Below are 18,405 nucleotides of genomic sequence, written 5' to 3' on the forward strand. Positions count from 1 at the left end.
GCTAGATGGTGGCGTTGCCGCGCTTGGACGGGGTGAGGTTCTTCTCGTACGCGGCCCGGCTGGTCTCGGAGGGCTGGTCGACGGACCAGCCGTCGCCGCCGAGTTTGAGCTTCTGCGCGGTGTGCTGGTCGTGTTCCTCGTAGGTGGTGGCGGTGAGGTCGGCCTTCAGCTGGGCCTCGTGGATGGCTTCCTGGAGCTGCTTGAGGACGTCGCGGAGCGCGTCCCGCATGGTGCTGTAGCGGCCGTGGATCTCGGTGGCCTCGGCGAAGGTGCCGAACGCGTTCTTGCCGAGGCCGCTGCGGCCGTGCGTGTCGGCTCCGTCGGCGTGCTTCTGGAAGTCGGCGAGCAGGCGCCGCACTTGGCCGGCGAAGGTGCGGAGCTGTTCGATCTCGACGCGGTAGCCCTGTCCGGCTCCGCCGGTCGAGCCGGTACCCGTACCCGATCCCATGTCGGCGCCTCCCCCGTGCGTCCGTCGTGGTGGCCGGGGCCGGGGCCCCGGTGTCTCATGTCTAACACACCGGGCCCGAATCCCGCCCGGCGCCTGGTCAGTTCGCGGTCGTCCCGGTGCGCCGGGCCTCGGCGAGGGCGCGGCGGCAGAGGGAGTCGGCGTGCCGGGTGGTCTCGGGGAGGCGGTACCGGCGGGCGAGGTCGAGGGTGGTGCCGACGGCGGTGTCGAGGCTGATCCGGTGGCCGACGGAGACGAAGACGGGTTTGACCCCGGGCCGGGTCCGCAGGGCGCGGCCGACCTCCTCGCCGGTGACGGGGTCGGTGAGCGGGGTGGTGGAACCGCGGGGTGCGTCGGGTTCCCGGTGGTCGAAGGTGAAGGGGGTCTTGGCGACGCCGAGGGTGCGCAGGCCGGTGAGGACGCCGAGGTGGCTGGCGAGGCCGAGGCGGCGGGGGTGGGCGAGGCCGTAGCCGTCGCAGACGACGGTGTCGGGGGTGCGGGTGAGGGCGGCCAGCGCGTCGAGGACGGCGGGGATCTCGCGGAAGGCGAGCAGTCCGGGGACGTAGGGGAAGGCGATCCGGCCGACGGCGGTGGCCTGTTCCACGACGTCCAGGGTGTCCCGGTCGAGCAGGACGGCTGCGGCGGCGACGAGGTCGCGGTCGTCGTCGTAGGCGACGTCCACGCCGGCGATCAGCCGGCCGGGGGCCTCGCCGTCGTCGTGGGCCCGGACGAGTGGGCGCAGCCGCTCCTGTTCGGCGAGTGCCTGGGCCTCGGTGGTGGGCCAGTCGGCGGGCATGGGCACGGTCGGTTCCCTCGGGGTGTGGTGGTGCCTGGCGGTACGCGGTGATGCGCGGTGGTGCCTGAGGTCGGCACGCACCGGTTCACCGTACCGACCGGGGCGGACGACCCCGGGGTGAGCCCGTGCGCCCCCTGTGCCCCCGGGCGGGGGGACTAGCCTGGAGGTAGCGAACTCCCGTGCCGGGTAGGACTTCTGGAACCGCCCTCATTCCCGCCCGTTTCCCCCGACGTGCGAAGGACCCCCCGCCATGCCGCGTCCCTCCGCTGCCCAGGTCTGCCTCGGCTCGTTCACCGTCGTCGCCAGTACGGTGGCGCTGCTCGCCGTCTCGGGCGCCTCGGGCGTCCTGGCGGTCGCGGTGCTGGTGGTGTTCGCGCTGGCGCTCGGCACCGTGGTGACGGTGCTCTCGCTGTCCGCCTCGTCCGCCGGTGCCGCTGCCACTGCCACTACCGCCGCCGCCGCCGCGAAGCCGAACCCGGCCGAGGACCCGCTCCCCACCCCGGCCGACCCGGCCGCGCCGCCCGCCCCGCCCGCCCCGACCGCCCCGGTCACCCCTCCCGCCCCCGAACACGCGTACGCCCGGCAGCGCTGATCCGCTGCCGGGCGCGGGCACGTTCCGCGACGCGACTCAGGCCTTCGTGGTGACCACCACGGTCTTCGCGGCCTTGTCGTGGATGCACTGGCGGTACGGCTTGTCGAAGACGCCGAAGAACCCGTCGATGATCCACCAGAACGCGGCGCAGCAGAGCACGGCCGGGAGGATGAAGACCGCCGAGCGGGTCCAGGCGGCGGCCTGGGGCGGGGTGTTGCCGTCGATGAGCATGGCCACGCGGATGTCCACCGCCTTCTTGCCCAGGGTCTGGCCGTCCCGGCCGGTCATCAGGGCGTCGTAGACGAGCCAGATGGCGCAGGCGAGCCAGAACGCCTCGGCCGAGCCGGAGCGGTTGCCGAGGCTGGCGAAGGGGGCCACCACGATCACGGCGACGACCTGCACGAGCAGGTAGTCGATCAGCCGGGCGAGGATCCGCTTGGGCCAGGTGCCGATCGGCGGCATGCCGGGGACGGGTCCGGCGCCGGGGGTCCCGTACGCGCCGGGTCCGTAGCCGGTGCCGTAGCCGGACGGGGGCTGGCCGTAGGGGTTCTGACCGGGCGGGGGCTGGCCGTACGGGTTCTGACCGCGGGTCGGACCGCCGTACGTGCTCCCGCCGTAGGTGCCCTGGTACGCGCCGGGGCCGCCGGCTCCACCGTCGGCCGGGCCTTCGGCGGGGCCCTCGGACGGGCGCTCGGACGGGTTCTCGGGCGAACCTCCGGCCGGGTTCTCGGACGGGGTCGGGCCCGACGGCCGGCCTTCCGGCGTGTCGCCGCCCGGCTGCGGGGACTGCTTGTCGAAGGAGGGCTTGCCGCCCCCCTCCGGCTGGGGGCCTGAGGGGTCGTGGGTGCTCATGCCCCGAGTAGAACATCACACATTCTCAAGGTTAGGGATATTTCGCCCGTTTTGCCGCCGCGGCCGTGGAACGGGCCGAGGGCCGTAGGGCCCTCCCACCTCAGGCCCGCACCACCCGGGTCCGGGCCGCGCGGTCCTGCCATCCGCGCCGGGCCGGACGGTCGAACACCGGCCAGGCCAGGCCGAGCAGCAGCAGCACGCCGGTCTGCCGGACGATCCACCGGAGCAGCGAGCGGCCGAGGCTCAGCCTGGCCCGGGCGGGGGCGGCGGCGTCCACCACCCGGATCCGGGCCAGCCGCTTGCCGAAGGTCTGGCCGGTCCGGGCGGTCGGCAGCACCTCGTAGAGCAGGCTCGCGAAGAGCAGGATGCCGACCAGGACGGCGATCTTGCCCAGCACCACGTCGTCCACCAGCCAGACCTGGACCTGACGGCGGGTGAGGGCGCTGGCCATCTTGGCCTGGTCGAGCTTCTCGTGGAGGTGGTCGGAGACCGAGTGGCCGAGCGGGATCCCGGCGGCGACGGCGACCACCAGCAGGACGGCGGTGTCCACCGTCCGGGCGACCAGTCGGCGCCCCAGCCCGGCCGGCACGACGGCGGGGGTGGCGGAGCGGCGCCGGGCGGCGGTCGGCCGGGTCGCACCGGCAGCACCGGCCGACCGCGCGGCGGGCAGCGGCGTGACGGGCACGGCCGCGGCGGGCGCGCCGGACCTCGCGGAGGCGGCGGACGACACCGGCGCGGCGGACGCAGGGAACACAGCGGGCACAGCGGCCGGGACCGGGCCCGACACCGAAGGCGGCGCCTCCTCGCCCTGCCCCTCCTCCGCCTCCTCGACCGCCGGGGCCGCGACGACCGGCACCGCACCCGAGGTCTCGACGGACGGAACGGACGCGACGGACGGCGCGACGGACTCCCGCACCGCCACCGCCATGGCGGGCGCGACGGCGGCGGCCAGCTCCACGGCAACAGGAGCGTGCTCCGCTTCCGCGCTCCCCTCCTCCGCCTCGGGCGCCCCCGGAAGCACCCCCCAGGAGACCCAGCGCGGCGCACCGCCCGTCTCCATCAGCCCCCGCTGCGCCTGCGGATCGGCCTGCCAGCCCGGCTCCCCCGGCGGCGCCTCGGACACCGCCCCGGGCACCGCACCGACCACCGGCCCGTCCACGCTCCCGAACGCCCCGGCCCCCGCCGCCGCCGGCCCGACCGTCCGGAACACCGGCCCGCCGATCACCTCCGTCACCCGCGGCCCGAGCATGAAGGACGCCCCGCCCGAGGTCTGGTCGAAGTACACCGGCCCGGTGTCGCCCCCGCCCGCGGGCCGCTCGCCCTCCGCCACCGGCAACGGCACGGGCGCCGGACCCGGCGGCGGCACCGGCCGCGCCGGCGCCGGCACCCCGCCCGGGGCGGGCCGCCGGGTCGCGTAGCGGGGCGGCTCCAGCACCTCGCCCTCGGCGGGTGCGGGCCGACTGGTGCCGGGCACCCAGGCCGCGCCGCCCCAGTACCGGACGAAGCCGGGGATGGAGGGGTCGGGGTAGTAGCCCGGCTGGGGTGCGACGGCCGGGTCGCCGCCGCCGGCGAAGGGGCGGTCCGTCATGGGGGTCTTCTTTCCTGGCAGGTCCTGATGAGGGCAAGGAAGGACGGGGGAACCGGTGGGGCTGGGGGTGGAACCGGGTGGGGCTGAGTGGAAAGCGCAAAGCCGGGTGGGACCGGGTGGAGCCGTGGATCGACGGCGGTGCGGAATCGACCGAACCGCATCAGAGCCGCGTCCGCCCGCGCGCACGACCCGGCGCGCGCCCAGCGCTCGGCACACGGGGGGACACCACCGATGGGCGGACAGTCGCCGGACAGTCACAAAGGGTAGTACCTCGCCGAAGCCCTGACGGGAAGTTCGCGAATCCCCGGACAGTGGAGGGCGGCTCGCGGTAAGGAACCCGGCGCGCGGTCGGCACGCGCGCGCTGCGCAACCGCCCGTTCACCACCCCCGTACCGAAGGTCCCGAAGAAATCCCGGAAACGTGTGTAAGAGCCGGTGCGGACCGCCCTCTCAAAGGTCACAGGGCCCGGAACCGGGCCCGCCCCCGAGGCGGAGAGGAAGACGGTCATGGAACGCCCCGTCAGCGTCGTCGAGCACGAGCTGGAGCTCGATCTGGTGCTCTCGCCGGAGCACAGCGTCCCCGTCCAGGCGCGGCTGTCCTACGGCAGCCACGACCCGTACGCGGTCCACATCACCTTCCACCTGGACACCGGCTCCCCGGTGACCTGGGTGTTCGCCCGCGAACTGCTGGTCGAGGGCACCTTCCGCCCGTGCGGCCAGGGCGACGTGCGGATCTGGCCGACCGTCCCCCCGCCCTCGGCCGGGGGCACCCCCAAGGGCCGGCGCAGCGTGCTCTGTCTGGCGCTGAGCTCGCCCGCCGGGGACGCGCTGCTGGAGGCGCCGCTGCCGGCCGTCGCGGCCTGGCTGGAGCGGGCGCACCGGCTGGTGCCGCCGGGCAGTGAGATGGCCGCGCTGGACATGGACGGCTCGCTCGCCGAGCTGCTCGCCTAGGCGTGCGCCGCAGCACGCGCCACGCCGCACACCGGGTCACCCACCGCGCCGTACACCGCACCGAGCACCCCGGCGCGCACGGCACCGAGCACCGCGCCGTACGCCGCACGGAGCACCATGCCGAGCACCGGTACGCACCCGGGCGAGGAGACAGGAGCAGCGGCGCCCCCGCCGGCTCAGCGGGCCGCGGGGGCCTGCTGACGGTCGCGGGCGGCGTCCGGGCCGCCGCCGTCGCGCTGTCCGGGCAGCCGGACCAGCGGCGCGCCGGCGGAGCGGCGACGCGCCCTTATCCGGATCGCGGCGGCGAGCAGGAAGCAGAGCCCGACCCACGGGTAGACCGAGGTCGGCAGCTGGCGCCACGGCGGCATGTGGAGGACCGCCGGGCCGAGCGGCTTCGCCGCCCACATGGCGAAGGAGAGGAAGGCGACCAGCGTGGCCCAGAAGACGGCCCGCCAGCGCAGTCGGCGGACGCCGGCCGGGCGGGCGTGCTCGACGGAGGCCTCGGCGGCGAGCAGGACGAGCAGCGGCACGCACCACACCCAGTGGTGGGTCCAGCTGATCGGTGAGATCAGCACGGCGGTGACGGCCGCGCAGCAGACGCCCCAGGCCTCGGCCCGGGGCAGCCAGCGCCCGCTGCGGGCGGCCCAGGCGGCGACGGCGAGGCCGGCCAGCGCGGCCAGGCCGGACCCGAGGGTGGCGAGGGTGCCGGGGTCGGCGGTGTGCAGCAGGCGGGCGAAGGCGCCGCGCAGCGACTGGTTGTCGACGATCTGGGTCTTGCCGACCCGGGACGAGTCGTAGAGGTACTCGGTCCAGAAGCCCCAGGTGGCGTCGGGCAGGACGAGCGCGCCGAGCAGGAAGGTGCCGAGGAAGGTGAGGCCGGCCACGAAGGCGGCCCGGATCCGCCCGGTGATCAGCAGGTAGACCGCGAACAGGCCGGGGGTGAGCTTGATGCCGGCGGCGATGCCGATCGCCACGCCCTTGCTGCGGCGCCCGTCCGGACGCGTGAGGTCCCAGAGGATCAGGCAGGCGAGCGCGAGGTTGATCTGGCCGTAGCGGAGCGTGGTGAAGACGGGTTCGAGCCAGACCCCGAGGCCGGTCAGCAGGATCACCCCGATCGGCCGCAGTTCGCGGCGCGGCCAGCCGACCAGCTTGAACGACAGGTGGGTGAGCAGGGCGAGCAGCCCGAGGTTGCCGAGAGTGATCGCCACCCGGAGGAAGGGGATCGGGAACCAGGTGGTCGGGACGAACAGCATCGCCGCGAACGGGGGGTAGGTCGCCGGCAGGTTCCACTCGGTGACGCGCAGCCCGTACAGGTCGCGGCCGTCGGCGACGGCGGCACCCTCGGCCCGGTAGACGATCATGTCCACCATCGAGGTGTGGACGAAGTGGCGCACCACTGCGTACACGACCAGGGACAGCAGCGCCAGCGCCGAGGCGACCAGCAGCGGCCGGCGGGGGGCCTCGCGCAGGGCCCGGACGGGAGCCCCGGGCATCCGGCGCAGCCGGTCCGACAGGGGCTCGGGCGAGGGGTCGGGCGCGGTCCGCACCGGGCTGCGCTCGTCTTGCACCGCTGTCACTGTCCACTCCGTCCACCGCTCGGCCAACCAGCGACGATACCGGATGCCGTCCGGACCGGACCGGAGACGATCGACTACGGAACGTGACGATGAACCCCGGCCGCCCGTGCTCGGCTGCGGACTGAGCACGGACGGCCGGGGCCGCGGAGGGACCCGGCGGGCCTCAGCCCGTGTACGCCCCCAGGGCCCGGGTGAAGTCCAGCGGCTGCTGGACGATGCTGCTGCAGCTCGCGTCGGCGTAGGCCTTGGCGCCGCCGTCGCAGGCCTTGTCCCGGGTGCCGGACCACATGGCCAGCCAGGCGAGGTGCTTGGCGGTGGCGAACTCGGCGAGCTGCTTGGCGTCGGCGACGGTGAAGACCTCGCTGGCCACGTCGTTGACGCCGATCATCGGGGTGACCGCGACCTTGCGCCAGGCGGCCGCGTCGTCCAGCCCCAGCACGCTCTTGACCTGGGCCTGGGTGGCGGTGGCCGCGGCGATCGCGTACTTGCCCATCTGGCCCTGCGGGTTGGGGGCGACGCCGTCGCCGAAGTCCATCGCCATGATGTTGACGGCGCCGATCGCGACGCCGTTGGCCTTGGCGCCGGCGACGAGGTCGACGCCCTCCTGGGTCAGGCCGGAGGGCAGCGCGGGCAGGGTGAAGGAGACGTCGAGGGCCTTGCCCTTGGCGGCGGCGTTCTTCTGCAGCTGGGCGACGGCCTGGGCGCGCCGGGTGTTGGCGGCCGCGTTGGCGATCGCGCCGCCCTCGACGTCGAAGTCCAGCTTGGTGGCGCCGTAGGCGTCCACGACCTTCTGGTACGCGGCGGTCAGGTCGGCGGTGGAGCCGCAGGCGAGGGCCAGCTCGCTGCCGTTGGCGCCGCCGAAGGAGACCCGGACGTCGCCGCCGATCGCCCGCAGCGCGCCGATCTGGGCGGCCACCGCGTCGGCGGACAGGTCGCTGACGCCGCCCCACTTGGGCACGCAGCCGCCGCCGGACACCACGAAGGCGAGGTTGAAGTTCTTCACGCCGCTCGCCTTGGCGGTGGCCACCAGGTCGTAGGGCGGGTAGAGCGAGGTGTCCACGTACGGGGCGAAGCCGGCGCCGGCGCCGGCCGGGGGAACGGGCACACCGGTCGCCGTGGGGGTGACGGTCGGGGTGGGGGTTCCTCCGGTCGGCGCCGGAGTGGTCGGCTTCGCCGTGGCGGTGGGGCTGGGCGTGGTGCCGGTGGTGGCGCTCGCGGTGGGGGTCGGGGAGGCGGTCGGCGGGGTCGGCGCGGTCGGCGACGCGGTCGCGGTGGGGCGTCCCGAGGGGGTGGGCGCGGTCCCGTCGCCCGCCTTGCAGGAGGTGTTGTTGATCAGGCAGTTGCCCGGCTCGGCCTGTGCCGCGCCCGAGCCCTGGGCGACGAAGCCGACCACCACGCTCTTGCCGGGCTCCAGCCGCTTGCTCCAGGACTCCGGCTTGACCGTGATGTGCCGGCCCTCGGCGGTGAAGGTGGCGTTCCAGAGCGAGTCGATCTTCGCTCCGGCCGGCAGGTCGAAGCTGAGCGTCCAGTCCTCGATCGGGCTGCTGTCCGGGTTGGTGACCAGGTACTGGCCGGTGTAGCCGGCGTCCCAGCTGCTGGTGCGGCTGTAGACGGCGCCGAGCGAGGCGGCGCTGGCCGAGGTGGCGAGGAGGACCGTCCCGCCCGCGACCAGGGCGGCGGCGACCGCGGCGGCCCCGATGACCGCTCCCTTGCGGCTGCGCCTGCGGTGGCCGGAGCGGCGGGTGGGCTGGGTGGTCATGGCGCGTTACCTCCGCGGGTGCCTTCGGTCGGCCGCTGTCCGGGCACGGGTGCCTGCGGACGTCCGGGCGGCCGGCCCGGCTCGGTCGGGTGACCGGCGCGACCGACGCTAGCGGCGGCCCGGGGGTCTGACCGGCGGGCTGAGCGAGGGGTAGAACTCCCTTAGGCCCCCGTTAAGGAAGTCGTCCTCCGGGACGCCGGCCCACCCGGGAAGAGCGCTCCCCGGATCCGCTTCCGGGACGCCGGCTCACCGCGGGAAGAGCACTCCCCGGCTCCGCCGCCGCCCGGTCCGCGCGGGCGGCGCCTCCGCCGGCCGGGTGCGCAGCCGCAGCCGGGTCTCGGCGCCGCCGAGAACGGCGGAGCGGCCGAGGGCGAGGTCCCCGCCGATGGACTCGGCGAGCTTGCGGACGATGTCCAGGCCGAGGCCGGTCGAGCCCTCCCCGCCGTGGCCCTCGCCGCGCTTGAGGGCGGCGGCCGGGTCGCTGTACCCCGGTCCGGCGTCGCCGACCAGCACGATCACCGAGCCGTCGGTGGCCAGTACGTCCACCGAGAAGGCGGTGCCGACGGCGGTGTGCCGGAAGACGTTGCCGAGCAGGGCGTCGACGGCGGCGGCCAGGTCGCCGCGCTGGACGGGGACGGGTGCCGTCCGCTCCGCGCCGGCCAGTTGCCAGCGGCGCCCCTCGTCCTCGGCCAGCGCGGACCAGAAGGCGACCCGCTCGCGGATCACCTCGGCGGCGTCGCAGCCGACCGCGACGGCGGGCGCGTCCTCGGGGGCGCGGCGGGCCGAGCGGATGATCTGGTCGACCTCGCGCTCCAGTTGGGAGACCGCGTGCCGGGTGGCGTCGGCCGCGTCGCCGTCGCCGAGCGAGGCGGCGTTGAGCCGCAGCACGGTCAGCGGGGTGCGCAGCCGGTGGGACAGGTCGGCGGCCAGTTCCCTTTCGGCGGCGAGGAGTTGGACCACCCGGTCGGCCATGGTGTTGAACGCGTGGCCGGCTTCGCGGAGTTCTTCGGGGCTGCCGTCGACCTGCTTGCCCTCGACCGGCACGCGGACCGCGAGGTTGCCGGCGCCGAGCGAACGGGCGGCGCCGGCGAGCCGCCGGGCGGAGGCCACGATCCGGTTGCCCATCCGGTCGGCGACCAGCACCGAGATGGCGACCAGGCCGAGCGCGACGGCGGAGAGCACCAGCCAGGCGGTGGAGACGCCCCGGGTGAGGTCGCTCTCGGCCACGAAGACCTCGACCACGGCGGTCCGCCCGGTGTCCACCGCGACCGGCTGGAGCAGCGCGTAGCCGCCGGGCACCTGCACGGTGAAGGAGCGGCCCTGCCCGCCGGCCGTGGCGACGTCGCCGTCGGCGGCCCGGCCCTCGCCCAGCGTCGGTCCGCTCGGGCCGCCGCTGCGGGGGCCGCCGGGGCCGGGGGCTTCGGGCTGTCCCGCCGCGGGCAGGTGGACCGCCATCCGGCCCTGTCCGCCCGCGTCCGTGCTGGCCAGGGCCCGGGTGACGGCGTCCTGGTCGGTGGTGATCGCCAGGGCCGGGCCGAGCGCCGCGGCCTGCCGCTCGGCGGCGGTGAAGGCCCGGTCCCGCGCGGTCTGCTGGACCATCAGGCCGAGCGGGATGAGGAAGGCCAGCGCGACCATGGTGGTCCCGGCCACGGCGGCCTTGATCAGGGCCCAGCGCAGCGAGCGCCCGAACCTCCTCATGTCCGGTGCCCCGCCCGGCCCCCGGCGGCCTCCAGCCGCACCCCGACGCCCCGGACGGTGTGCAGGTAACAGGGGTTGGAGGCGGTCTCGCCGAGCTTGCGGCGCAGCCAGGAGAGGTGGACGTCGATGGTCTGGTCGCCGCCGTAGGTCTGCTGCCAGACCTCGGCGAGGATCTCCTTGCGCGGCACCACGACGCCGGGCCGGGCGGCGAGGAAGGCCAGCAGGTCGAATTCACGGCGGGTCAGGTCGAGCGGCCGCCCGTCCAGGGAGGCCTCGCGCCGTTGCAGGTCGATGGCCAGTCCGCCGACCCGCAGCACCTGGGCGACGGGGGCGGCGCCGCCGCCGAGCCGGCGCAGCACGGCGGCCATCCGCGCGCTGAGGTGCTCTCCGGAGAAAGGTTTCACCAGGTAGTCGTCGGCGCCGTCGTTGAGCAGCCGGACGATCTCGGCCTCGTCGTCCCGGGCGGTGGAGATGATCACCGGCACGTTGGTCAGGCCGCGGATCATCTTGAGCGCCTCGCTGCCGTCCAGGTCGGGCAGGCCCAGGTCGAGGATCACCAGGTCGCAGCCGACCTGGGCGACCTCCCGCAGCGCCTCCAGGGCGGTGCCCACGCTGCGGACCGCGTGACCGGTGTCGGTCAGGTGGCGGATGAGGGCGGATCGTACGAAGGGGTCGTCCTCGACCACGAGCACTGTTGCCATGGGCCTGCAAGATACGCCATCGACGGGGAGTGGTCTGTACCTCGGGGCCGGGTCCGGACATTGTGCAACTGCCCTGAGGAATAGCACGGGTGCCGGTCTCGGGCGCGGCGGAAATACGGCAGGATGTGCGGACGATGCGGAACGGACTGGTACAGCTCGGCGCCTGGGCGGCGGCCACCGGGGCGGCGGTGGCGCTGTCCTGGCTCGGCGTGCACGCGGTGCTGACCGGCGCCGCCTTCGAGCGGCCCACGGCGCTGCCGCTGCCCTCCCCGAAGGCCGACGGCGCGCCGTCCTCCCCGACCCCGCTCCCCGAGCCGCCGCGCTCGGCCGCGCAGTCCGCGACCCCGGCCCAGCCGGCCTCCCCGCCCGCCACCCCGACGCGCGGAGCGGCCCCCGCCCCGACCGCCCCGCCGCCCACCCGCCGGCCCACGCCGACGCCCACCGCGACGTCCACGGTGAAGAGCTACCCGATCCCGGGCGGCAAGGTCGCGCTGGACCTGAAGCCCGACCAGGCCTCGCTGGTCTCCGCCACCCCTGACCCGGGCTGGCAGATGCAGGTGTGGAACGGCCCCCAGTGGATCCGGATCGACTTCACCAAGGACGACCAGGCCAACTCGGTCTTCGTCTACTGGAACGGGCACCCCCCGGTCGTCGAGACCGCCGTCCGGTAGCGCCCACCCGGGCCCCGTCGGGGCCGGTCAGAACCCGTCGTACGGCACGAACCCCGGCAGGTACGGCCCCGCGTAGCCCGCCCGGTCGACCAGCGTGTGCCTGGTCCCGCCGGGCACCCCGACGGCGGCCAGCACCACCACCCCGTACGCGTCCCGGGTCTCGTACGGCTCGGCCAGCGACAGCGCGCCCCGGTCGACCGCGTAGTCGTAGGCGTAGTACACGTCCGGCACGCTCACCGCGACGTCGAGCACCCCGTCCCCGTGCCGGTCCAGGTGCGCGGCCAGCTCCCGGCCGCGCGGGCCGATCACCTGCACCAGCGAGGTGAGCACGATCCGCGTCCCCGGCGCGGTGAGCACGTACGAGACGGTCTCCGGCTCACCGGTCTCCGGCCCCGCGTACGCGGTGCACCGCAGCCCGAGCGCGGCGCAGTAGCGGCGGGCGGCGCGCTCGGCGTCGCCGACCGCGAAGACCACCGCGTCGGCGCGGCCCGTCGGCGACGGTCCCGGTTCGCCCGCGTCCGGCTCGGGGCCTGCCCCGAGCAGTACGGGTTCGGCGGCGGTGTCGGTCATGACGGCCCTCCCGGTAGGCGTACGGACCACGTTGGGGCCCCGGCGCCGGGGTGGGGGACCCGGAGCACGGGGTCGTGGCTGGAGGGTGGCGCCGGGCCGACCGACGCGCAACTGTTCCGTTTCCTCCTGGTCAAGCTGTGCCCCGGGGCGGGAGAATCGGCCGCGCCGCTGTACAGAATGCCCACCGGAGGACGGTGCCGCGATGCCCCCCGCCCACTCGCCGAGCTCGCCGAGCTCCCCCGGATCGCCCAACCCCGCTGCCCCGCAAGGGACTTCGATCGTGAGCAGCACGAACGACACCATCGACACGCTGGACGGCCGGCTGATCCGGCTGCTCGCCGAGGAGCCCCGGATCGGGGTGCTGGAGTGCTCGCGGCGGCTGCAGGTCGCCCGCGGCACCGTGCAGGCCCGGCTGGACCGGCTGCAGGCCAAGGGGGTGATCGGCGGCTTCGGCCCGGAGGTGGACCCGGCCGCGATCGGCTACCCGGTGACGGCCTTCGCGACCCTGGAGATCTCCCAGGGCCAGGGCACCGACGTGCGGGCGCACCTGGCGGGTGTGCCGGAGGTGCTGGAGCTGCACACCATCACCGGGATCGGGGACATGATGGTGCGGATCGTGGCCCGGTCCAACGCCGATCTGCAGCGGGTGATCGACCGGGTGGTGGGCTTCGACGGGATCGTCCGCTCGTCCACCGCGATCGTGCTGGAGAACCCGGTGCCGTACCGGATCCTGCCGCTGGTGGACCAGGCCGCCGCCGAGTAGGCCGGTCCGCCCTCGGCCGGATCCGCCCGCCCGGTCCGCCCGCCCGGTCAGCAGGCGGGGACGCTGCCGCCGCTCTTGAGCGCCTGCAGCGCCGAGACCGCCTCGTCGAGCGTGCCGATCGGCACCAGCCGCAGCGACGCGGGCGTGTTCACCTTGGCGTCCGTGCACTCGTCCCGGGGCAGCAGGAACACCGTCGCGCCGTCCCGGGCGGCCGCCTGCGTCTTCAGCGGGACACCGCCCACCGGGCCGACCGTGCCGTCCTTCTCGATGGTGCCGGTGCCCGCGATGGTGCGCCCGCCGGTGAGGTCGCCGCCCTTGCCGTCGCCGGCGAGCTTGTCGACGATGCCCAGCGCCAGCATCTGGCCCGCGCTCGGGCCGCCGACGTCGCCCAGGTCGACCTTGACCTTGACCTGGTCCGGGGACAGGTGGAGGTAGTTCAGCGCGGCCGCGGTGGCGCTGTCCTGCGACTCGGCCATCTGCTGGGCGGTCACCTCCTCGGCCTTGGCCGGGTTGCCCTGCGGGTAGACGGTGTCGGTCGGGCGCACCGCCTCCTTCGGGTCGAACCAGGCCTGCATCGACCGCAGGAAGGTGTTCCGCTGGTCCGGGTTGGTCGCCGTGATGGTGACCATCCGCAGCTCGCCCTCGGTGGTGCGCAGCGGTGCCCCGGTGATGGTGAGCACCGGCTTGTCCTGGTAGGTGCCCAGGGTGTCCGCGGTCAGGCCCGGCCAGGTGATGGTGTACGGCAGCGGGACGAAGGCGGCCACGCCGAACAGCGCGGTGACCAGCGCTCCGCACAGCGCGAGCGCACGGGTCCGCGGGGCGGTGAGGGCCTTGGGGAGCTTGGTGTCGGACACAAGGGAAATCCAAACACACCCGACGCCCCCGCGTGATCCGCCCGCTCGGGGCGGCGGCGCCGGGGGGCTACCGCAGGGCGTCGGCCACCTCGGTCGCCGCCTCCACCACCCGGGGGCCGACCCGCTCGGGCACCATGCCGGTCAGCATCACCACGCCGACGCTGCCCTCGATGCCGCTCAGTCCGAGCAGCGCGGCGGCCGCCCCGCACGCCCCGGACTGTTCCTCCGCGCGGGTGATGACGAAGCCCTGGTCGGGCCGGCGCTGGCTGGGGAAGGTGCGGGCCTCCAGGATCGCCCGGCCGGCCGCGCTCTCGCCGAGCGGGTGGCGCAGGCCGGTCCGGTAGGCGACGTGGAAGTCGGTCCAGCTCGGCTCGACCACGGCGACGGCCAGCGCCTCGCTGCCGTCCACCAGGGTGAGGTGGGCGGTGGCGCCGAGGTCCTCGGCGAGGCTGCGCAGGGCCGGCAGCGCGGCCTCGCGCAGCAGCGGGTGCACCCGGTGGGCGAGCCGCAGCACGCCGAGGCCGACCCGGGCCCGGCCGCCGATGTCCCGGCGGACCAGCCCGTGCTGTTCCAGGGTGGCCAGCAGCCGGTAGACGACGGTCCGGTTGACGGCCAGCCGGGCGGCGAGTTCGGTGACGGTGAGCCCGCGCTCGGAGTCGGCGAGGAGTTTGAGCACCCGGACGCCACGGTCCAGGGTCTGGGAGGTCTCTGCTGTCACGACGGGGGCATTCCTTTCCGCGGCGCTCGCGGGCCGGGCGGCGCCGGTCCGGGGTCGGTGTCGCGCGCAGGTGGGGGTGGCCGCGCTCGGGTCGCACGCGGTGTCGCCCTTGACACCGGTGCGGTCCCTGCGGCGCCCGTCTCTCGGGAGCTACCCGGCGGAAGAGCGTGTGGGAAAGGTAGTGAAGGAAATCCCGCGGCGGAAGTGGTTGTCCAAAATTCGGGCGTGATCGATTGCGCGGCCGAGCCCGAATCGGGGCAAAGAGCCGCATTCTCCCCGCGGTAGCGGGGCTCGCGTTCGAGTACGTTCCGATGTCCGGACACTTCGGGCCGGAGGGGGGCCGATCTCCACGGGCCGTGCGGGCGGCCGGTCACCAGATGTTGCGCAGCACCGTCCAGGCCACCGCGGTGCCCAGCACCGCCGCCGTGCCGCGCCGCCCCAGCGGCGGGCGCCAGCTCCGCCCGGCCAGGCCCTCGCGCAGCCAGGTCAGGTACATCAGCGCGACCAGCGGCAGCGAGACCAGCAGCAGCGCGTTGTCGTGGAAGGCCGCGGTCGGGTCGCCGTGCATCAGGTCGTACGCCATCCGGGTGCCGCCGCAGCCGGGACACTGCAGCCCGGTGATCCGCCGCCAGGGGCAGAACGGCAGCACCTGCCCGGGCAGGTGCGGGTCGCGCGTCCACAGATAGGCCGAGCCGGCCAGGCCGCCCAGGAGCACGGCCAGCGGCGCGCCCGCGGTGCGCAGGCGCGCGGGCACGACGAAGCCGCCCCGGCCGGAGCCGGGGCGGCGTGCCGCGCGCGGTGTGCGCAAGGTCATGGCGGGTGCCGGGTCAGCCGCGCAGCAGACGGCCCTGGGCGTCCGTGCGGTCGTTGCTGACCAGGAACAGGATGCCGTCGATCAGGGCCCAGAAGCCCAGGCCGCCGCAGGTCAGGAGCTGGGCGATGCCCATGCCGATGTGGCCGGTGTAGAAGCGGCCGATGCCGAAGCCGCCGAAGAACAGCTGCAGGATGCCCGCGACGATCTTCGACTTGTCCGACAGCTCGGGCTGGCCCGGCTGGCCCGGGTACGGCTGGTCGGCGTAGGGGGGGTACGACACTTCTGCTGTGCTCCTTGCGTAACAGATCCGGCACGGCGGTGAGCCGCTGCCGAGCCGTGAGGCACGCGGAACACTAGCGGATGATCACATCGGAAGTCTCGGTAATTCCCGCACCTATACCGGAATGTCATATCGGGTTACCAGGACGCGGATTCCTCCCTACCCGCCGGAGAAATCCGCTGACGCACCGTTACTACTTCGCCCACTCCCGGATTCGGGCGATCCGCGCCTTCAGCTGATTCGCGGTCGCCTGCGCGGTGAGCGGCCCGCCGCACTGGCGGCGCAGCTCGTTGTGGATGGTGCCGTGCGGCTGGCTGGTGCGGTGGTGCCAGGCGGCCACCAGCGCGTTCAACTCCTTGCGCAGCTCGCGCAGTTCCTGGTGGGTGACGACCGGGCGCTGCTCGGCCGGCAGCTCCAGCAGGTCGGCCTCCTCGGCGGGCCGGGTCTTGCTGCGCTGGATCTGCCGGTGTTGGCGCTTCTGCAGCAGCATCTGCACCTGGTCCGGCTCCAGCAGGCCCGGGATGCCGAGGTAGTCGTCCTCCTCCTCGCTCCCCGGGTGGGCCTGCATGCCGAACTCCATGGCGTTGTACAGCACCCGGTCGAAGACCGCGTCGGAGCCCAGCGCCTCGTAGGAGAACTCCTCGCCGCCGGCGCCGTCCGGGCCGTCGTTCGCCCGCTCGGCCTCGGCGAGCAGCCGGTCCTCCTCGTCGAACAGGCCCTCGCCCTCCTTCTTCGGCCGGTCCAGCACGTGGTCGCGCTGGACCTCCATCTCGTTGGCGAAGCCCAGCAGCATCGGGATGGTCGGCAGGAACACCGAGGCCGTCTCGCCGCGCTTGCGGGCGCGCACGAAGCGGCCGACGGCCTGGGCGAAGAACAGCGGGGTGGAGATCGAGGTCGCGTACACCCCGACGCAGAGCCGGGGCACGTCGACGCCCTCGGACACCATGCGGACCGCGACCATCCAGCGCGAGGTCCCGGCCGCGTAGTCGGAGATCCGCTGGGAGGCCTCGGTCTCGTCGGAGAGCACCAGGGTGACCTTCTCGCCACTGATCTCGCGCAGCAGCTTGGCGTACGCGCGGGCCACGGTCTGGTCGGTGGCGATCACCAGCCCGCCGGCGTCCGGGATCGCCTTGCGGACCTCGCTCAGCCGCCGGTCGGCGGCCTGCAGCACGGCCGGGATCCACTCGCCCTGCGGGGCCAGCGCGGTGCGCCAGGCCTGGGCGATCAGGTCCTTGGTCATCGGCTCGCCGAGCCGGGCCTCCAGCTCGTCGCCGGACTTGGTGCGCCAGCGCATGTTGCCGCTGTAGCTGAGGAAGATCACCGGGCGGACGACGTGGTCGGCGAGCGCGTGCCCGTAGCCGTAGGTGTAGTCGGCCACGGACTTGCGGATGCCGTCGCCGCCCGCCTCGTAGGCCACGAAGGGGATCGGGTTGGTGTCCGAGCGGAACGGCGTACCGGTCAGCGCCAGCCGGCGGGTCGCGGGCTCGAAGGCCTCGAAGCAGGCCTCGCCCCAGGACTTGGAGTCACCGGCGTGGTGGATCTCGTCCATGATCACGAGGGTCTTGCGGGCCTCGGTGCGGTTGCGGTGCAGCATCGGGTTGACCCCGACGCCCGCGTAGGTGACCACGATGCCGTGGTACTCGCGGGACAGCGGTCCGGAGGAGTACGCCGGGTCCAGCTTGATGCCTATCCGCGCGGCGGCCTCGGCCCACTGCTTCTTCAGGTGCTCGGTCGGCGCGACCACGGTCACCTGCTGCACCAGGTGGTTGTGCAGCAGGTACGAGGCCAGGGTGAGCGCGAAGGTGGTCTTGCCCGCGCCCGGGGTGGCGACCGCGAGGAAGTCGCGCGGCTGCGTCTCGATGTACTTGTCCAGCGCACCCTGCTGCCAGGCCCGCAGCTTGCCCGCGGTGCCCCAGGGGGCGCGGCCGGGGAAGGCCGGGGAGAGGTGGTGCGAGCCGGCGGACGCGGTGTGACCGGCGGATCGGGCGGGGGCCTGGGTCTCCGGTGCGTCGGAGAACAGCGGCATCGAGGAGGCGGCGGCAGTACTCACGGTCTCCGAGGGGGATCATCGCAGGTCAGAGGCGGTTTTGCGGCCCCGTCCCGCGGTCGGGCGGCGATCGGACAACCCACCCAGCCTACCGGCCCGGCGCCGTTCGGGCCTCCAGGCGAGGCGCCGCGGCGGGCCCGCACGGCCGGAAATCGCTGTGGCGCGGATCACATCCGATCGCTTCCGGAACCGGGTAATCACGGTGGCCCCCGGGACTCTCACCAGCGTGAGGCCACGCCGACCCCCCCTGCCGTGGCGCGGCCCCGCACCGAACCGAAGGGACCCTCCGTGCGCACCGTCGAAGAGACCGTTCAGGCCCGCCTGATCCTCTCCCCCCACCGCTCCGTCCGGCTGCGGGTCGTCCTGTCCTACCTGCCGGAGGACCCGCTGGCCGTCCGGATGGCCTTCCCCGCCGAGTTCTCGCTGGACGAGGACGCGGAGGGCCCGGACGCCGGGGACATCGTCTGGGTCTTCGGGCGCCGGCTGCTCTCGGCGGGCCTGGAGCTGCCCTCCGGTGCCGGCGACGTCCACGTCCGGCCCGCGCTCGGCCGGCGCACCATGGTCGAGCTGCGGGCCCCGGAGGGCACCGCGCTGCTCCAGTTCGACAGCGGCGACCTGCGCCGCTTCCTGTGGCGCAGCCGGCTGCTCGTCCCCGAGGGCGAGGAGCACCTCCACCTGGACGCCGACCGCGCCCTCGCCCAGCTGCTCGGCTGACGGGCCCGTGAGCCGC

General features: G+C 74.6%; 20 protein-coding genes. 5 read left to right on the forward strand and 15 right to left on the reverse strand.

What is annotated here, in order from left to right:
- Position 1: 1 nt before the first annotated feature.
- Both AB0Q99_RS13520 and AB0Q99_RS13525 read right to left on the reverse strand, forming a co-directional pair.
- The gene (locus AB0Q99_RS13520) at positions 2-448 is read right to left on the reverse strand and encodes a hypothetical protein (RefSeq protein WP_363571148.1); all 447 of its coding nucleotides are present in this window, start codon (positions 446-448) and stop codon (positions 2-4) included.
- A 97-nt stretch (positions 449-545) separates the two neighbouring features.
- Positions 546-1,241 (reverse strand): endonuclease V, encoded by a 696-nt coding sequence (locus AB0Q99_RS13525; protein ID WP_363571280.1) that lies wholly within the window; start codon positions 1,239-1,241, stop codon positions 546-548.
- Between the two features lie 250 nt (positions 1,242-1,491).
- On the opposite strand from AB0Q99_RS13525, the gene AB0Q99_RS13530 reads away from it, so the two are divergent.
- Positions 1,492-1,833, forward strand: a complete 342-nt coding sequence (locus AB0Q99_RS13530) for a hypothetical protein (protein WP_363571150.1) — start codon at positions 1,492-1,494, stop codon at positions 1,831-1,833.
- Positions 1,834-1,869: 36 nt separating this feature from the next.
- On the opposite strand, the gene AB0Q99_RS13535 is transcribed toward AB0Q99_RS13530, so the two are convergent.
- Together AB0Q99_RS13535 and AB0Q99_RS13540 are read right to left on the reverse strand one after the other, a co-directional pair.
- Positions 1,870-2,685: an RDD family protein gene (locus tag AB0Q99_RS13535; protein ID WP_363571152.1), complete on the reverse strand. Its 816-nt coding sequence runs from the start codon at positions 2,683-2,685 to the stop codon at positions 1,870-1,872.
- Between the two features lie 100 nt (positions 2,686-2,785).
- Positions 2,786-4,273: an RDD family protein gene (locus AB0Q99_RS13540; RefSeq protein ID WP_363571154.1), complete on the reverse strand. Its 1,488-nt coding sequence runs from the start codon at positions 4,271-4,273 to the stop codon at positions 2,786-2,788.
- A gap of 506 nt (positions 4,274-4,779) precedes the next feature.
- On the opposite strand from AB0Q99_RS13540, the gene AB0Q99_RS13545 reads away from it, so the two are divergent.
- The gene (locus AB0Q99_RS13545; protein WP_363571156.1) at positions 4,780-5,223 is read left to right on the forward strand and encodes an SsgA family sporulation/cell division regulator; all 444 of its coding nucleotides are present in this window, start codon (positions 4,780-4,782) and stop codon (positions 5,221-5,223) included.
- Here the strand turns inward: AB0Q99_RS13545 and AB0Q99_RS13550 are convergent.
- The 5 genes from AB0Q99_RS13550 to AB0Q99_RS13570 all read right to left on the reverse strand — a co-directional run bounded on the left by AB0Q99_RS13550 (position 5,220) and on the right by AB0Q99_RS13570 (position 10,958).
- On the reverse strand, positions 5,220-5,342 hold the full coding sequence (locus AB0Q99_RS13550; protein ID WP_363571158.1) for a hypothetical protein: 123 nt from the start codon (positions 5,340-5,342) through the stop codon (positions 5,220-5,222). The two genes, AB0Q99_RS13545 and AB0Q99_RS13550, sit on opposite strands and share 4 nt — an antisense overlap.
- 57 nt (positions 5,343-5,399) lie before the next feature.
- Positions 5,400-6,800: a glycosyltransferase 87 family protein gene (locus tag AB0Q99_RS13555; protein WP_363571160.1), complete on the reverse strand. Its 1,401-nt coding sequence runs from the start codon at positions 6,798-6,800 to the stop codon at positions 5,400-5,402.
- Between the two features lie 163 nt (positions 6,801-6,963).
- Positions 6,964-8,559, reverse strand: coding sequence for a cellulose binding domain-containing protein (locus AB0Q99_RS13560; protein WP_363571162.1), 1,596 nt, complete (start codon positions 8,557-8,559; stop codon positions 6,964-6,966).
- A gap of 246 nt (positions 8,560-8,805) precedes the next feature.
- The gene (locus AB0Q99_RS13565) at positions 8,806-10,236 is read right to left on the reverse strand and encodes a HAMP domain-containing sensor histidine kinase (RefSeq protein WP_363571282.1); all 1,431 of its coding nucleotides are present in this window, start codon (positions 10,234-10,236) and stop codon (positions 8,806-8,808) included.
- A gap of 17 nt (positions 10,237-10,253) precedes the next feature.
- On the reverse strand, positions 10,254-10,958 hold the full coding sequence (locus AB0Q99_RS13570; protein ID WP_363571164.1) for a response regulator transcription factor: 705 nt from the start codon (positions 10,956-10,958) through the stop codon (positions 10,254-10,256).
- Positions 10,959-11,092: 134 nt separating this feature from the next.
- Here AB0Q99_RS13570 and AB0Q99_RS13575 point away from each other — a divergent pair, with 134 nt between their 5' ends.
- The gene (locus AB0Q99_RS13575) at positions 11,093-11,629 is read left to right on the forward strand and encodes a hypothetical protein (protein WP_363571166.1); all 537 of its coding nucleotides are present in this window, start codon (positions 11,093-11,095) and stop codon (positions 11,627-11,629) included.
- A 27-nt stretch (positions 11,630-11,656) separates the two neighbouring features.
- Here AB0Q99_RS13575 and AB0Q99_RS13580 read toward each other — a convergent pair whose 3' ends face one another.
- Positions 11,657-12,199 carry a VOC family protein gene (locus tag AB0Q99_RS13580; protein ID WP_363571168.1) on the reverse strand — a complete coding sequence of 181 codons (543 nt, stop codon included), beginning with the start codon at positions 12,197-12,199 and terminating at the stop codon, positions 11,657-11,659.
- 280 nt (positions 12,200-12,479) lie between these two features.
- Here AB0Q99_RS13580 and AB0Q99_RS13585 point away from each other — a divergent pair, with 280 nt between their 5' ends.
- Complete coding sequence (locus AB0Q99_RS13585; RefSeq protein WP_363571170.1) at positions 12,480-12,962, forward strand: Lrp/AsnC family transcriptional regulator; 483 nt, start codon at positions 12,480-12,482, stop codon at positions 12,960-12,962.
- 47 nt (positions 12,963-13,009) lie between these two features.
- On the opposite strand, the gene AB0Q99_RS13590 is transcribed toward AB0Q99_RS13585, so the two are convergent.
- From AB0Q99_RS13590 to AB0Q99_RS13610, 5 genes are all read right to left on the reverse strand, one after another.
- A complete protein-coding gene (locus AB0Q99_RS13590) occupies positions 13,010-13,816 on the reverse strand; it encodes a S16 family serine protease (protein ID WP_363571172.1) in 807 nt (268 codons plus the stop codon).
- A 67-nt stretch (positions 13,817-13,883) separates the two neighbouring features.
- A complete protein-coding gene (locus tag AB0Q99_RS13595) occupies positions 13,884-14,534 on the reverse strand; it encodes a helix-turn-helix domain-containing protein (protein ID WP_363571174.1) in 651 nt (216 codons plus the stop codon).
- A 370-nt stretch (positions 14,535-14,904) separates the two neighbouring features.
- Entirely contained in the window at positions 14,905-15,348 is a 444-nt protein-coding gene (locus AB0Q99_RS13600) for a DUF2752 domain-containing protein (protein ID WP_363571176.1), read from the reverse strand.
- 13 nt (positions 15,349-15,361) lie between these two features.
- Entirely contained in the window at positions 15,362-15,628 is a 267-nt protein-coding gene (locus AB0Q99_RS13605; protein WP_363571178.1) for a TM2 domain-containing protein, read from the reverse strand.
- Between the two features lie 193 nt (positions 15,629-15,821).
- Positions 15,822-17,654 carry a DEAD/DEAH box helicase gene (locus AB0Q99_RS13610; protein ID WP_363571284.1) on the reverse strand — a complete coding sequence of 611 codons (1,833 nt, stop codon included), beginning with the start codon at positions 17,652-17,654 and terminating at the stop codon, positions 15,822-15,824.
- Between the two features lie 309 nt (positions 17,655-17,963).
- Between AB0Q99_RS13610 and AB0Q99_RS13615 the strand changes: the two genes are divergently transcribed.
- On the forward strand, positions 17,964-18,389 hold the full coding sequence (locus AB0Q99_RS13615) for an SsgA family sporulation/cell division regulator (protein WP_363571180.1): 426 nt from the start codon (positions 17,964-17,966) through the stop codon (positions 18,387-18,389).
- Positions 18,390-18,405 lie beyond the last annotated feature (16 nt).

It is taken from the genome of Kitasatospora sp. NPDC086791 (assembly GCF_040685975.1).
GTDB lineage: Bacteria > Actinomycetota > Actinomycetes > Streptomycetales > Streptomycetaceae > Kitasatospora.

What these genes read in the sequence shown, in the direction of transcription:
- AB0Q99_RS13520 (WP_363571148.1), bottom strand. Translation starts at nt 448, where the DNA reads ATGGGATCGGGTACGGGTACCGGCTCGACCGGCGGAGCCGGACAGGGC.
- AB0Q99_RS13525 (WP_363571280.1), bottom strand. Translation starts at nt 1,241, where the DNA reads ATGCCCGCCGACTGGCCCACCACCGAGGCCCAGGCACTCGCCGAACAG.
- AB0Q99_RS13530 (WP_363571150.1), top strand. Translation starts at nt 1,492, where the DNA reads ATGCCGCGTCCCTCCGCTGCCCAGGTCTGCCTCGGCTCGTTCACCGTC.
- AB0Q99_RS13535 (WP_363571152.1), bottom strand. Translation starts at nt 2,685, where the DNA reads ATGAGCACCCACGACCCCTCAGGCCCCCAGCCGGAGGGGGGCGGCAAG.
- AB0Q99_RS13540 (WP_363571154.1), bottom strand. Translation starts at nt 4,273, where the DNA reads ATGACGGACCGCCCCTTCGCCGGCGGCGGCGACCCGGCCGTCGCACCC.
- AB0Q99_RS13545 (WP_363571156.1), top strand. Translation starts at nt 4,780, where the DNA reads ATGGAACGCCCCGTCAGCGTCGTCGAGCACGAGCTGGAGCTCGATCTG.
- AB0Q99_RS13550 (WP_363571158.1), bottom strand. Translation starts at nt 5,342, where the DNA reads ATGGTGCTCCGTGCGGCGTACGGCGCGGTGCTCGGTGCCGTGCGCGCC.
- AB0Q99_RS13560 (WP_363571162.1), bottom strand. Translation starts at nt 8,559, where the DNA reads ATGACCACCCAGCCCACCCGCCGCTCCGGCCACCGCAGGCGCAGCCGC.
- AB0Q99_RS13570 (WP_363571164.1), bottom strand. Translation starts at nt 10,958, where the DNA reads ATGGCAACAGTGCTCGTGGTCGAGGACGACCCCTTCGTACGATCCGCC.
- AB0Q99_RS13575 (WP_363571166.1), top strand. Translation starts at nt 11,093, where the DNA reads ATGCGGAACGGACTGGTACAGCTCGGCGCCTGGGCGGCGGCCACCGGG.
- AB0Q99_RS13580 (WP_363571168.1), bottom strand. Translation starts at nt 12,199, where the DNA reads ATGACCGACACCGCCGCCGAACCCGTACTGCTCGGGGCAGGCCCCGAG.
- AB0Q99_RS13600 (WP_363571176.1), bottom strand. Translation starts at nt 15,348, where the DNA reads ATGACCTTGCGCACACCGCGCGCGGCACGCCGCCCCGGCTCCGGCCGG.
- AB0Q99_RS13610 (WP_363571284.1), bottom strand. Translation starts at nt 17,654, where the DNA reads ATGCCGCTGTTCTCCGACGCACCGGAGACCCAGGCCCCCGCCCGATCC.